The organism is Methylobacterium sp. XJLW, assembly GCF_003254375.1.
Classification (GTDB): Bacteria; Pseudomonadota; Alphaproteobacteria; order Rhizobiales; family Beijerinckiaceae; genus Methylobacterium; species Methylobacterium fujisawaense.
This window is the reverse complement of record NZ_CP016429.1, coordinates 503,831-516,611: the sequence shown is the minus strand read 5'-3', so window position 1 is coordinate 516,611 and position 12,781 is coordinate 503,831. Positions and strand designations below refer to the sequence as shown.

Below are 12,781 nucleotides of genomic sequence, written 5' to 3'. Positions count from 1 at the left end.
GCCGCAGCGCAGCAATCCGCTCCATGCGACGATCGCGGAGGGTTACTGAACCGTGCGGGCCCGCACGCGATTTGCGCCGTCTTGCCGCGTCAGACCATATCGCGCCGCGATCCGGGCCGAACCCGTCGACCGGATGCTACACCGGCACCGAGCAACAGGAAGTCTGCATGCCGATCAAGGCCATCAATGACCGCAAGAAGCTGTCCAGCGATTTCAACGAGGCCAATGACGCCTTCATCGACGAGGTGCTGAACGCGCTCCAGGGCGGACGCATTCCCCTCGATCTCGCCCGCGCCTATCTCGCGCATCCCGTGGCAATGATGCACACCGACGGGGCGCAGGCCGTCGCCAACTACTTCGAGCGCATGCTGGCCCAGCGACCGAATATCGACTGGACGCCGGGGAGTTGATGACGGTGTCGCTGAGTCGAGGAGAGGATGCGCGGATGACCATCGAAGAGATCGAGGAGCTGAACCGGGCCCGCGCCGCGCTGGCGCGTCAGCGGAATGCCATCGCCCGGCGCCTGGGCGGTCTCGACGTGGCGCCGATCTCTATGGCGGAGGATCTGACCCGGACGCTGCTGGCCATCGAAGCCGTGGATCGAGCCCTGGTCGATGCGGGCCAGCCCCATATGGACATCGGCCCCAGGCCGGAGGCCTAACCGACTCCGGCGCGTCAGCCCTCGCGGAGCCTTGCGCCGAACTCCCGGGCGGGCGTACAGGCTCGGGTGCTCTGAGGAGACCTGACGATGTCCGACCGCCTGCCCGGCTTCAACACGCTGGCGATCCATGCGGGCGCCGCCCCCGACGCCGCCACGGGCGCGCGCGCCACGCCGATCTACCAGACCACCAGCTTCGTGTTCGACGATGTCGATCACGCCGCGTCGCTGTTCGGGCTCCAGGCCTTCGGCAACATCTACACGCGGATCACCAACCCGACGAACGCGGTGCTGGAGGAGCGCATCGCGGCCCTGGAAGGCGGGACCGCCGCCCTGGCGGTCGCCTCCGGCCACGCGGCCGAGTTCCTGACCATGCACGCCCTGATGCAGCCGGGCGACGAGTTCGTGGCCTCGAACAAGCTCTACGGCGGGTCGATCAACCAGTTCAATCACTCGTACAAGAACTTCGGCTGGTCGGTGGCCTGGGCCGACAACGACGATCCCGCCTCCTTCGAGGCGGCGATCACGCCGCGCACCAAGGCGATCTTCTGCGAATCCATCGCCAATCCCGGCGGCGTCATCACCGACATCGCGGCGCTGTCGCAGATCGCCAAGAAGCACAACATCCCGCTCGTCGTCGACAACACCATGGCGACGCCGTACCTGATCCGGCCCTTCGAGCACGGCGCCGACATCGTCGTCCATTCGGCGACGAAGTTCCTCGGCGGCCACGGCAATTCGATCGGCGGCCTGATCGTCGACGGCGGCTCGTTCCAATGGGCGGGCGACGCGCGCTACCCGATGATGAGCCAGCCGCGGCCGGAATATTCCGGCATGGTGCTGGCCGAGACCTTCGGCAATTTCGGCTTCGCCATCGCCTGCCGGGTGCTGGGCCTGCGCGACCTCGGTCCGGCGCTCTCGCCGTTCAACGCCTTCCTGATCCTCAACGGCATCGAGACCCTGCCGCTGCGCATGCAGCGCCATTCCGACAACGCGCTGACGGTGGCCACCCATTTGTCCAAGCACGAGGCCGTGTCCTGGGTGAGCTACCCTGGGCTGGAGACCGATCGTTACCATGCGCTGGCCAAGCGCTACACGCCGAAGGGCGCCGGTGCCGTGTTCACCTTCGGTCTGAAGGGCGGCTACGAGGCGGGCGTGAAGCTGGTCTCGAACCTCCAGCTGTTCTCGCACCTCGCCAATATCGGCGACACCCGGTCGCTGATCATCCATCCGGCCTCGACCACGCACCGCCAGCTCACCGACGCGCAGAAGACCGCCGCCGGGGCGGGGCCGGAAGTGGTGCGCCTGTCGATCGGCTTGGAAGATCCGGCGGACCTGATCGACGATCTCGACGCCGCGCTCGAGGGCTGACACGGTCCCGCGCCACGAGCCGGCTCCGCCGTCGTCGCGCGCGCGGCGCGGCGACCGAGGGCAGCGGGCACTGGGTCAGCGTCGCACGGCTGGTTTGCTTCGCGACGCTCGCAAAGGCGGGGACGCCACGTTGCCGGCCGCCGCGCTCTGGCGCGACGGCCCGTGGGACGCTCAGAACGCGTCCGTCGCCAGCGCCATCGTGCTGTCCGCACCGGCCTTGATGCGGGCCAGGCGCAGGGCAGTCTCCGGCAGCATCCGCTCCATGTAGAACCGGCCGCTCGTCAGCTTCGACTCCCAGCGCGGGGAGGGCGCCTCGGCATGCTTGGCCTGGGCGGCCTTGGCGATCCGCGCCCACATGTAGCCCAGGGCCACGAGGCCGAAGAGGTGCATGAAGTCGGTTGCGCCGGCCCCGGCATTGTCGGGCTTGGCGAAGGCGTTCTGCATCAGCCACATCACCGCGCCCTGGAGATCGTTCAGCCCGGCCTGGAGCGGCTGGGTGAACGGCGCCATCGCGGGATCCTCGCCGTGGTCCTTCAGGAAGGTCTGGACCTCGCCCAGGAAGGTCATCATCGCCCGGCCGCCATCCTTCGGCAGCTTGCGGCCGATCAGGTCCATCGCCTGGATGCCGTTGGCGCCCTCGTAGATCATGGCGATGCGGGCATCGCGCACGAACTGCGACATGCCCCATTCCTCGATGTAGCCGTGGCCGCCGAGCAGCTGCTGCGCCTCGACCGCATTGGCGAAGCCGCGATCGGTGAACACGCCCTTCACCACCGGCGTCATGAGGCCGAGATAATCGTCGGCCGCCTGCCGCTCCCGGGCATCCTCGGAACGGTGCAGGATGTCGGCCTGGAGCGCCGTCCAGAGCATGAGGGCGCGGGCCGCTTCATTGAACGCGCGGATCTGCATCAGCGTGCGGCGCACGTCCGGATGGACGATGATCGGGTCGGCGGCTTTGTCGGGCGCCTTCGCGCCGGTCAGCGCCCGGCCCTGGAGGCGATCCTTCGCGTAGGCGGCGGCGTTCTGGTAGGCGACCTCGGACTGCCCGAGCCCCTGGACGCCCACGGCGAGCCGCGCCTCGTTCATCATCACGAACATGGCGTTGAGGCCGCGGTTCTCCTGGCCCACGAGCCAGCCGGTCGCGCCGTCGTAGTTCATCACGCAGGTGGCGTTGCCGTGGATGCCCATCTTGTGCTCGAGGGAGCCGCAGGACACGCCGTTGCGCGCGCCGAGGGAGCCGTCGGCGTTCACCAGAACCTTCGGCACCACGAAGAGCGAGATGCCCTTGGTGCCGGCGGGGGCCCCCTCGATCCGGGCGAGGACGAGGTGGACGATGTTCTCGGCGAGGTCGTGCTCGCCGGCCGAGATGAAGATCTTGGTGCCGGTGATGCTGTAGGCGCCGTCGCCGTTCGGCACGGCCTTGGTCTTGAGCAGCCCGAGATCCGTGCCGCAATGCGGCTCGGTCAGGTTCATGGTGCCGGTCCAGGCCCCTTCGACCATCCTCGGCAGGTACAGCGCCTTCTGCTCCTCCGTGCCGTGGACCAGCAGCGCCGCCATCGCGCCCTGCGTCAGACCGGGATACATGCCGAAGGCGAGGTTCGCGCCCGAGGCGAATTCCTGGATCGCGGTGTTCAGCGTGTGCGGCAGGCCCTGGCCGCCATAGGCTTCGGGCACCGAAAGTCCCATCCAGCCGCCGCTCGCGTAGGTGTCGTAAGCGGCCTTGAAGCCCGTCGGCGTGCGTACCGTGCCGTCGGCGTCCCGGCGACAGCCCTCCAGATCGCCTGTCCGGTTGATCGGGGCCAGGACCTCCTCCGCGAGCTTCGCGCCCTCGCGCAGGACGGCCTCGATCACATCGGGTGAGGCATCGGCGAAGCCGGCCAGGTTGTCCCGGGCATGAAAGCCGAGCACATCGGTGAGCAGGAACAGCGTGTCCTCAACCGGAGCGCGATACTGCGGCATCTCTGGCTTCCCCCGTCTGGTGCAGGCCCCTCGACATGGCCCGCTGCCTTGGCCGCATGTAACCGCCCCGCCGCCTCCGGAGCAACGGCTCGACCCCGTCGCCGCCGGACCGGCGCACCCGTCCCACGCCGCCGGTCGCTCGCGACGATTACCGGGGCCCGGTGAACCTTAACCTCGTGTTTACCAAGAAAGTTAATGGTCGCCTCGAACGATCCGACGCGTGTGTTCGTGGATACCGAATTCCGGTCCGCCCTGCGCAGAGGAAACGGACGCCGACCGCTGCCGACGACAGGCCACCGATGACCCGCAACGCGATGCCGCAGCTCGACAGTTTCGATCCCGAGGTGCTCGACGCGGCGCGCGACGTGGCGGCGCGGGCGGGCGTGCCGCTCGAGACCTGGATCGCCTCGGTGGTGCCGCAGCAGCAATCGGCCGCTCCGGGAAACCGGCGGCACCGGCGCCGCCACCGCGCCGAGCAGGTCGGTTCCGGTGCCGTCCGGCCCGATGCGGCGCCGGATCGATCCGCCCCGGCCGCTCCGGACGGCGAGAACCCGGAGCCCCGCGCCGACGCCTACGGCCAGGGCATCGCCGCCTTGATGGATCGCCTGGACGGGCTCGACCGGGCCCTCGACCATGAGCGGCGTGCCGCCCAGGAAGCAGAGGCGCGGCGCCTCGCGGAGATCGAAGCCCGCATCGAGCGGGCCCTCAAGGCGGCCCCCGTCCAGCAGGTGACCGAACGGCTCGGCGATATCGAGCGGCGCATGTCCCAGCTCGGCGAGCAGGTCGCCACCACGCGCCAGCCCGGCCGTCGCGCGCGCCCCGCCGCCGCGGACATCCGCAATGCGGTCCAGGACATCCGGCAACGGCAGCGCGAGCTCGCCGAGACCGCCGGGCCGGGGGCCGCGATGTCCGCGACCGATGGCGGCGTCGTCGCCAGCATGCGCATGGACCTCGCGCGCCGGCTGGAAGCCCGGATCGAGGAAGGTGTCGCCCCGTCGACCGCCCTGATCGAGCTTCAGGAGGAGACCACACGCCTGCGCGAGGCGATCAACCAGCTGGCGACGAGCCGGGATATCGGCGCCCTGGAGCAGGCTGTCATCACCCTGGCCAGCGGCATCGAGCGGGCCCAGGCCGGAACCGATCTCACCGCCATCGCGGTGCCGATCGAGCAGGTCCGGGCGCAGGTCGAGCGCCTCGCCGAAGAGGTGGCCGAGAACGTCCACAGCCGCGTCGCGGAGGATGTCCGCCGCCTGGCCGAGCGCCTCGATTCCGCGGCGGCGACCGGCGCGGCCGATCCGGATGGTCGCACCCTCGCCGGCCTGTTTGCCGAGCTTGAGGAGATTCGCCGGCAGATCGGTGCCCTGGCGGGTCCGGAGCGGATACAGGGTCTCGCGCAGAGCCTTCAGGCGCTGAGCGCGCAGATTGCGCAGTTGCAAAGCCTGAGCGCCGGTCCGGACCTGCGCCCGATCCTGGAGGAGATCCGCAGCGACGTGAAGATCGCCGCGCCGGCCGCGTTGGCGGAGCAAATCCAGGCGCTTGCGGAGAAGGTCGACCTCCTCTGCGCCCGGGACGATTGGTCCGAGCGGACCGGTGAAACCGCCGCCAGTCCGGACGGGATGGCGTCGATCCACGCCATGCTGCGCAGCCTCGCCGACAAGGTCGATCAGGTCGGCGCCCGGGCTGAGCACGAAGGGCTCGACGCCCTGGAGCGGCAGGTCGTCTCTCTGGCGGGGCGCCTCGACGCGCCGCTGAGCGTCGATCCGGCGCTGGCCGGCCTCGAGCGCACCATGGGCGACCTGCTCCGGCAGGTGACGGCACTCCGGGACTCCGCCCCGACCGAGGCCGTGGTGGAGCGCGCCGCGCGCAACGCCGTGGCCCAGACCCTCCAGGGTTCCGGTCTCGGCACGGCCGAGTCCGGGGAGATTGGCCTCCTCCGCGCCAGCTTGGCCGATATGCAGGCCCGACAGGTCGCGTCCGATCAGCGGCTCGGCGCCACCCTCGATGGCGTCCAATCGGCCCTTGAGCGCCTTCTCGTCCGGCTCGGCCCGGCCGAGTCCGTCCCGCCGCGGGTCCCGTCCCTCGACGAGCGCCTGATGTCGTCGACGAGCGCGGAGGCGACCCTCGCGCCCGTCGAGGCGCGCGCGAAGCCCCGGCGGGACGGCATCGAGGCTTCCCGCCTCGCCGACGACCTGCTCGAGCCCGGCAGCGGCCGTCCGCCGCGCGAGCCGCGCTCGCCCAGAGAGCCGTCGGCCCGCCGGCCGATGCAGGAGCGGATCGGCGACGCGGCCGCCGCGCGGATCGCGGCCGACGCCACCTCTGAGACCGACATCAAGACCAGCTTCATCGCCGCGGCGCGACGGGCCGCCCAGGCCGCGCAAGCGGAGCTGGTCGCGGAAGCGCCCGTGGAGCGCCGGGAGACCCGGGGCGAGCGGGCCGCGCTGCTGCCCAGCGCGACGACGGGGCGGCTTGCGCGGCTCCGCGCCGAGATCGATCGCCGCCGCCGCCCGCTCCTGCTCGGGCTCGCCGCCATCGTGCTGGCGCTGGGCGCGCTCCAGGCGATCACCATGCGCAGCGCGGATGAGCCGCAAACGCCCGCCCCGGCGAGCCAGATCGCGCCGTCACGCGGGGATGCCGCCGACATCCAGAAAAAGGCTCCGGACGCCGCCAAGGAGACGCCGGACGCGAAGCCGGCCGTGCCCGATCCGACCACGACCCAGTCGCTGCCGAATCCCGCTCCCGCGGAGACGCACTCCACCGCCAAGCCGGCGGTGCCGCAGGTCTCCGGCATGAACGCCCTGCAGGCCGATCTCGGGAACCTGCCGCCGGCGCTGGCCAAGGTGAAGCTCGCCGCCCTCGAGGGTGACGGCACGGCCATCTGGGACCTCGCCACCCGGGAGGCCGACGGCCGCGGCATGCCGCGCGATCTGTCGGTCGCGGCAAAGCTCTACGAGAAGTTGGCCTCGGCCGGCTACGCCCCCGCCCAGTACAAGCTCGCCGGCCATTACGAGAAGGGGTCCGGCGTCGTCCGCGATCTCGACAAGGCGAAGCTCTGGTACGGCCGTGCCGCCGAGCAGGGTCATGCCCGCTCCATGCACAATCTGGCGGTGCTCTATGCGGAGAACCCGGTCGCCAACGGGAAGCCGGACTTCGCATCCGCGGCCTCGTGGTTCCGCCAGGGAGCCGAATTCGGCGTCCGCGACAGCCAGTACAATCTCGGCGTTCTCTATGCCCGCGGCCTCGGCCTGACGCAGGATCTTATCCAATCCTACGCGTGGTTCTCGGCCGCGGCGAGCCAGGGCGACGACGATGCCGGCAAGAAGCGCGACGACGTGGCCAACAAGCTGAGTCCCTCCGATCTCGCCAGCGCGAAGAGCCTCGCGGCCAACTTCAAGCCGCGAAAGATTGACGCGGCGGTGAACGAGCCGCCGGCGTCGAAGGCCACCGCCAGCCCGCCGATGTCGCTGCTCGGGGCGCCTTTGCCCAGCGCGGTGCCGTCCACGGCCTCGCCCCGCCGGGGCTGACGGCTTTCCTGAAGCCGGCGCCGCAGCCGCGCCGACCTTGACCGCCGTGCCGCGATGCGGGAACGCTCCGGCGGGGCGGCATCGACCGCGGTCGGATCGCGCGGGTCGCCAACCCTTGCCGATGCCCGGAGGATGGATGGCGCACCGGAACTCTGTCCCGCTGAGCGCCATCGTCCTCGGCATTGCCGGCCTCATTCCCTTCCTGGGATTTGCGGCCCTCGCGGTCTCCGGTACCGATGGCGGCCTGAGCAGCATCGGCCTGTCGCCGCGCACCATCCTCTCCGCCTACGGTGCGGTGATCGCCTCGTTCCTGGGCGGGATCCGCTGGGGCGCGGCCGCGGCGCGCAATGCCGGCAACGGCGACTATCTCGTGGCCATCGTGCCGTCCCTGGTGGCCTGGGCGGCAATGGCGGCGCCTGCACCCTGGGATCTGCGCATCCTCGGCGCCCTGGTTCTCGCCTGGGGGCTGATCGATCAGGATCTGCCCCGCCGCGGCCTCGTTCCGCTCTGGCTCGGCCGGATGCGCCTCGTCCTCTCGGGGGTGGCCGGGGCCGCGCTCCTCGTGGCGGCATGAGGCCGGCGCGGAGACCGGGAGACGAGCGCCGCGCGCCGTCAGGTCTCGCGTGTCATCTCGCGCAGGAGCTTCAGGACCGCGTCGCGGCGTGCCGGTGACTTGATCGCCCGGAACAAGGCGGCGGCCTCGGCGGATTGCTCGTCAATCTGATCCTGCTCTGTCGCTGCGAGCCGATCGTTCTGCAGGAAATAGGTCGGGCAGACGTTCAGCGTGACTGCGATCCGTTCCAGAAGCCAGCGCGTCGTCGGCGGGGTCACGTCGTCTGTCATCCCGTTGAAACTCGCGTTCTGCGCGCTGGACCGATTCAAACGGCAGAGCTTTCCGCCGCCACCCTAGCCTTTCAGCGTCGGCGATGCCATCCTCAGGTTGCGCTCGATGTATCATTTGTCGCAATGCGTGCACCAACGTTGAGATCGGGCATGCCGCATTCGAAGCACCTGGACAGGACCTTCAGCGTGTTGCGCGATCTGGAGCGGGCTGCGGCGCCCGACGAGATCGCGCGATTGCTGGTCGACGCCTTCACCCGCTACGGGGTGTCGTACGTGATGGCCGGGATCGTTCCGACGCCCGGCCTGCCGACGCGGCGGCATGCCGGATTCGTCCTCACGAGCACCATGCCGGAGGGGTGGGCACGCCGGTACGTGACGCGGGGCTACGCGCTCCATGATCCCACGGTCCGGCGGCTCTGCACCAGCGCGACGCCCTTCGACTGGAGCACCGTGCCGCCGGACACGCCGATGGCGAGCCGCATCATGAACGAGGCCGGCGATTTCGGTATCCGCGCCGGCATCACGATCCCGTTCGTGACCCTCGATGGCGAGCCGGGCGGGATCAGCGTGTCCGGGGATCGGATCGAGATCGATCCGGCCGAGCGCGTCGCGGTCAATCTGGTGGCGACCTACGCGGTCGGCCAGCTCCTGCTGATGAACAGCCGCCCCTCCGCGCAGGCGCCGGCGCGCCTCTCGCCGCGGGAGCGCGAGACCCTCCAATGGGCGGCCGAGGGCAAGACCGATGTCGAGATCGGTATGGTCATGGGCATCACGGCAGCCGGGGTCGACTACCATCTGCGCTCGGCGCGGGCGAAGCTCGATACCGTCAACCGCGCCCACACCGTGGCGCAGGCGCTGCGTGCCGGCCTGATCACGTAGGGCCGGCACGGTCGGCTCCGGAGCGCGCGCGAGCGCGGCCCGCTCGGGCCCGGCAAGGTCTGGACCGGTGGGCCCTCACGCACGCAAACCCTACGGTTTCTCGTAGTACCCAGGTCTTCGCGAAACGAAGAAAACCCACGTCAATCCAACGTGAGGTTACTTCGTGATCCATATCGTCACCCCCGCCAACGCGCATCGCTACGCCGATGCGATGGAGCAGGCCTGGCGCCTGCGCCACGACATCTTCGTGGCAGAGAAAGGCTGGACCGAACTCGCCCGCCCGGATGGCCGGGAGATCGACCAGTTCGACACGCCGCATGCGGTCCACTTCCTCGCCATGGAGGGCGACGCCGTCATCGGCTACAGCCGGCTGCTGCCGACAACGCGCCCGCATCTTCTGTCCGATGTCCTGCCTCAGCTCTGCGAGGTCGAGCGGCCGGTCGGCCCGCAGATCTGGGAATGGACCCGCCAGGGCGTGGCGCGCTCGCACCGCGCGAAGGGCCGTGTGGTCAACCCGGTCTCGATCGCGCTGCTCACCGGCATCGTCGAATGGGGGCTCGCCCACGGGGTCAACAGCCTGCTGCTGCAGATGCCGACCCTCTACATGATCCACGTGATCCAGCTGCATTTCCGCCCGCAGCCCCTTGGCCTGCCGGTTCAGATCGCCGGCGAGGAGATCATGGCGGCCACAGCCCGGTTCGATGCCCGAACCCTCGCCAAGCTGCGCGCGGTCCGCGGCGACAGCAACTCGGTCCTGGTCTCCGAACCCGCTTACCTGGTGGCTTGAGGATGATGTTCGACAGCAAGGATGTGGCCCTGGACGCGCTCGCCGCACAGTGCCTGCGGGTGCGCGAACTCGTCGATACGGTCGGAGACCCGCTGATGCGGGCCGTCATCGACCTCCTGCTTCTCGAGGTCGCCCGGGCCCTGGCCGAGACCAGCCCGCAGGAGCGCGCAGGCGGGGCGTGAAGCGGTCGCCGGCGGACCGCCCACACGAAACGGCGGGCGTCCCTGAGGACGCCCGCCGCTCTTCGTCCGGAGTTTAGGCGCCCATCGCCGTCTTCAGGTTCTGGTCGACCTTGTCGAGGAAGCCCGTGGTCGAGAGCCACTTCTGATCGGGGCCGACCAGGAGCGCGAGGTCCTTGGTCATGTGACCCGCCTCGACCGTGTCGACGCAGACCTTCTCCAGGGTCGCGGAGAACTTAGCGAGATCGTCGTTGCCGTCGAGCTTGGCCCGGTGCGACAGGCCCCGGGTCCAGGCGAAGATCGACGCGATCGAGTTGGTCGAGGTCTCGCGGCCCTTCTGGTGCTCGCGATAGTGGCGGGTGACGGTGCCGTGGGCGGCCTCGGCCTCCACGGTCTGGCCGTCCGGCGTCATCAGCACCGAGGTCATCAGGCCGAGGGAGCCGAAGCCCTGCGCGGCCGTATCGGACTGCACGTCGCCGTCGTAGTTCTTGCAGGCCCAGACGTAGCCGCCCGACCACTTGAGGCAGGAGGCGACCATGTCGTCGATCAGGCGGTGCTCGTAGGTGAGGCCGAGCGCCTTGAACTTCGCCTCGAACTCCTCCTCGTAGACCTTCTGGAACAGGTCCTTGAACCGGCCGTCATAGACCTTGAGAATGGTGTTCTTGGTCGAGAGGTAGACCGGGTACTTGCGCGCCAGGCCGTAGTTCATCGAAGCGCGGGCGAAGTCGATGATCGACTGGTCGAGGTTGTACATCGACATGGCGACGCCGGCGTCGGGGAACTTGAACACCTCCTTCTCGATGACCGTGCCGTCATCGCCCTCGAACTTGATGGTCAGGCGGCCCTTGCCGGGCACCTTGAAGTCGGTGGCACGGTACTGGTCGCCGTAGGCGTGGCGGCCGATCACGAAGGGCTGGGTCCAGCCGGGGACGAGGCGCGGCACGTTCTTGCAGATGATCGGCTCGCGGAAGATCACGCCGCCGAGGATGTTGCGGATCGTGCCGTTGGGCGACCGCCACATCTCCTTGAGGTTGAACTCCTTCACGCGGGCCTCGTCCGGCGTGATGGTGGCGCATTTCACGCCGACGCCGTGGCGCTTGATCGCCTCGGCGGCGTCGACCGTGACCTTGTCGTTGGTGGCGTCGCGGTGCTCGACGCCGAGGTCGTAGTATTCGAGATCGACATCGAGATAGGGGTGGATCAGCTTGTTCTTGATCTCGGCCCAGATGATCCGGGTCATCTCGTCGCCGTCGAGCTCGACGACGGGGTTCGCTACCTTGATCTTCGCCATGGACCGATGCCTTCCCGCGTTGTCCCCGCGCACGGCATGCAAGGGCCGTGCGGTCGTCGACCCGAGTGCCCTGTGGGGCGCCCCAGGCCGGAATCGCCCCGCGACATAGCGCGGGCCACCCGGCGACGGAAGGCGCGCACTGTCATCCGGCCGGCTTCGTCACCCGACCCTCGACGGCGCGGGGCTGCCCGTGTCAGACGGCCCGCATGACGAGCCGAGACGTGCCGGGCGACGCCCCGAGGAAGGTCACCGAACTCCCGCCGGGGATCGCCCCGGCCGTGATCCTGGTGGAGCCGCAGCTCGCCGAGAATATCGGCATGACGGCGCGCGCCATGGCGAATTTCGGCCTGTCGGAGCTGCGCCTCGTCAATCCGAAGAACGGCTGGCCCAAGAAGGGGGTGCGCGAGGCGGCCTCCGGTGCGACGCACGTCCTGGACCGGGCGACGATCTTCGGCAGCGTCGCCGAAGCCATCGCCGATTGCCGGTACGTGCTGGCGACCACGGCGCGGGAGCGCGGGCAGATGAAGCGGGTCTTCGCCCCCGAGGAGGCCATGGGCGAACTCGTGGCGCGGGAAGGGCAGCGCACCGCGGTGATGTTCGGCCGCGAGCGGGTCGGGCTCACAAACGACGAGGTGTCGCTCGCCGACGCGATCATCACCTTCCCGGTCTCACCGGATTTTCCGTCGCTCAACCTCGCGCAGGCGGTGCTGCTGGTCGGCTACACGTGGCGGCAGGCGAGCGGCCGGGCCCGGCTGCCCTTCTCGGGCGAGCTTCTCTCGCCGCCGGCGACCCGCGAGGCGCTGGTCGCGCTGTTCGGAAGCCTCGAGGCCGCGCTCGACGCGGCGGGCTTCTATCCGCCGGAGAAGAAGGAGATCATCGCCCGCAACATGCGCGACATGCTCCACCGCATGAGCCTGACCGAGCAGGATGTGCGGACGTTTCGCGGTGCCCTGCGGGCCCTGACCCGCAAGGGAGTCTGATCAGCCGGAGGCCGACTTCATCTCTGGAGGCTTGCCGCCGCCGAAGCATCGGCCGACCGCCTCCCAGAACGCCGCCTGCTCCTCGGGGGTGCATTGCGCCATGCGCGCCTCGACCTTGGCGCGGCCGGCCACCGCATCGGGCGTCGCGGCCACCTCGGACTCGCTCGGGTTTCTCGCCTCGGCCATGGGCAATCCTCCGTTGCAGAACGAAAGCTCAGCTGGGCCGTGCGGTTCCGTTCCGCGGCGCAATCGGGCATGGAGTCGGCGGTTCGCGGAGCGGCTGCGCGGCAGCGGGACGAGGGCGGGGTATCGG

General features: G+C 69.8%; 13 protein-coding genes. 9 read left to right on the top strand and 4 right to left on the bottom strand.

The annotated features are described in order from the left end of the window. Window positions 1-167: 167 nt before the first annotated feature. The 3 genes from A3862_RS02350 (at window position 168) to A3862_RS02340 (ending at window position 2,029) form a co-directional block, all read left to right on the top strand. Window positions 168-410 carry a hypothetical protein gene (locus tag A3862_RS02350; RefSeq protein WP_043346132.1) on the top strand — a complete coding sequence of 81 codons (243 nt, stop codon included), beginning with the start codon at window positions 168-170 and terminating at the stop codon, window positions 408-410. 35 nt (window positions 411-445) lie between these two features. Beyond that, on the top strand, window positions 446-661 hold the full coding sequence (locus A3862_RS02345) for a hypothetical protein (RefSeq protein ID WP_043380487.1): 216 nt from the start codon (window positions 446-448) through the stop codon (window positions 659-661). A gap of 87 nt (window positions 662-748) precedes the next feature. Further along, complete coding sequence (locus A3862_RS02340; protein ID WP_053608749.1) at window positions 749-2,029, top strand: O-acetylhomoserine aminocarboxypropyltransferase; 1,281 nt, start codon at window positions 749-751, stop codon at window positions 2,027-2,029. 171 nt (window positions 2,030-2,200) lie between these two features. Here the strand turns inward: A3862_RS02340 and A3862_RS02335 are convergent, their stop codons facing one another. Then, on the bottom strand, window positions 2,201-3,988 hold the full coding sequence (locus A3862_RS02335) for an acyl-CoA dehydrogenase C-terminal domain-containing protein (protein WP_111473178.1): 1,788 nt from the start codon (window positions 3,986-3,988) through the stop codon (window positions 2,201-2,203). 299 nt (window positions 3,989-4,287) lie between these two features. On the opposite strand from A3862_RS02335, the gene A3862_RS02330 reads away from it, so the two are divergent. Then, window positions 4,288-7,509, top strand: a complete 3,222-nt coding sequence (locus tag A3862_RS02330) for an SEL1-like repeat protein (protein WP_043760555.1) — start codon at window positions 4,288-4,290, stop codon at window positions 7,507-7,509. A gap of 136 nt (window positions 7,510-7,645) precedes the next feature. Further along, the gene (locus tag A3862_RS02325) at window positions 7,646-8,083 is read left to right on the top strand and encodes a DUF3429 domain-containing protein (protein ID WP_043346119.1); all 438 of its coding nucleotides are present in this window, start codon (window positions 7,646-7,648) and stop codon (window positions 8,081-8,083) included. Between the two features lie 38 nt (window positions 8,084-8,121). On the opposite strand, the gene A3862_RS02320 is transcribed toward A3862_RS02325, so the two are convergent. Beyond that, the gene (locus A3862_RS02320; protein ID WP_043346122.1) at window positions 8,122-8,352 is read right to left on the bottom strand and encodes a hypothetical protein; all 231 of its coding nucleotides are present in this window, start codon (window positions 8,350-8,352) and stop codon (window positions 8,122-8,124) included. A 150-nt stretch (window positions 8,353-8,502) separates the two neighbouring features. On the opposite strand from A3862_RS02320, the gene A3862_RS02315 reads away from it, so the two are divergent. From A3862_RS02315 to A3862_RS02305, 3 genes are all read left to right on the top strand, one after another. Continuing rightward, a complete protein-coding gene (locus tag A3862_RS02315) occupies window positions 8,503-9,231 on the top strand; it encodes an autoinducer binding domain-containing protein (RefSeq protein ID WP_043760557.1) in 729 nt (242 codons plus the stop codon). A gap of 163 nt (window positions 9,232-9,394) precedes the next feature. After that, window positions 9,395-10,018: an acyl-homoserine-lactone synthase gene (locus A3862_RS02310; RefSeq protein ID WP_043346116.1), complete on the top strand. Its 624-nt coding sequence runs from the start codon at window positions 9,395-9,397 to the stop codon at window positions 10,016-10,018. 2 nt (window positions 10,019-10,020) lie between these two features. Further along, on the top strand, window positions 10,021-10,200 hold the full coding sequence (locus A3862_RS02305; RefSeq protein WP_043380476.1) for a hypothetical protein: 180 nt from the start codon (window positions 10,021-10,023) through the stop codon (window positions 10,198-10,200). Window positions 10,201-10,273: 73 nt separating this feature from the next. Here the strand turns inward: A3862_RS02305 and A3862_RS02300 are convergent, their stop codons facing one another. Beyond that, window positions 10,274-11,488 carry an NADP-dependent isocitrate dehydrogenase gene (locus A3862_RS02300; RefSeq protein ID WP_043380473.1) on the bottom strand — a complete coding sequence of 405 codons (1,215 nt, stop codon included), beginning with the start codon at window positions 11,486-11,488 and terminating at the stop codon, window positions 10,274-10,276. A gap of 206 nt (window positions 11,489-11,694) precedes the next feature. Between A3862_RS02300 and A3862_RS02295 the strand changes: the two genes are divergently transcribed. Further along, window positions 11,695-12,468 carry an RNA methyltransferase gene (locus tag A3862_RS02295; protein WP_052083785.1) on the top strand — a complete coding sequence of 258 codons (774 nt, stop codon included), beginning with the start codon at window positions 11,695-11,697 and terminating at the stop codon, window positions 12,466-12,468. On the opposite strand, the gene A3862_RS02290 is transcribed toward A3862_RS02295, so the two are convergent. Beyond that, window positions 12,469-12,654, bottom strand: coding sequence for a hypothetical protein (locus A3862_RS02290; protein ID WP_043346103.1), 186 nt, complete (start codon window positions 12,652-12,654; stop codon window positions 12,469-12,471). Window positions 12,655-12,781: the final 127 nt, after the last annotated feature.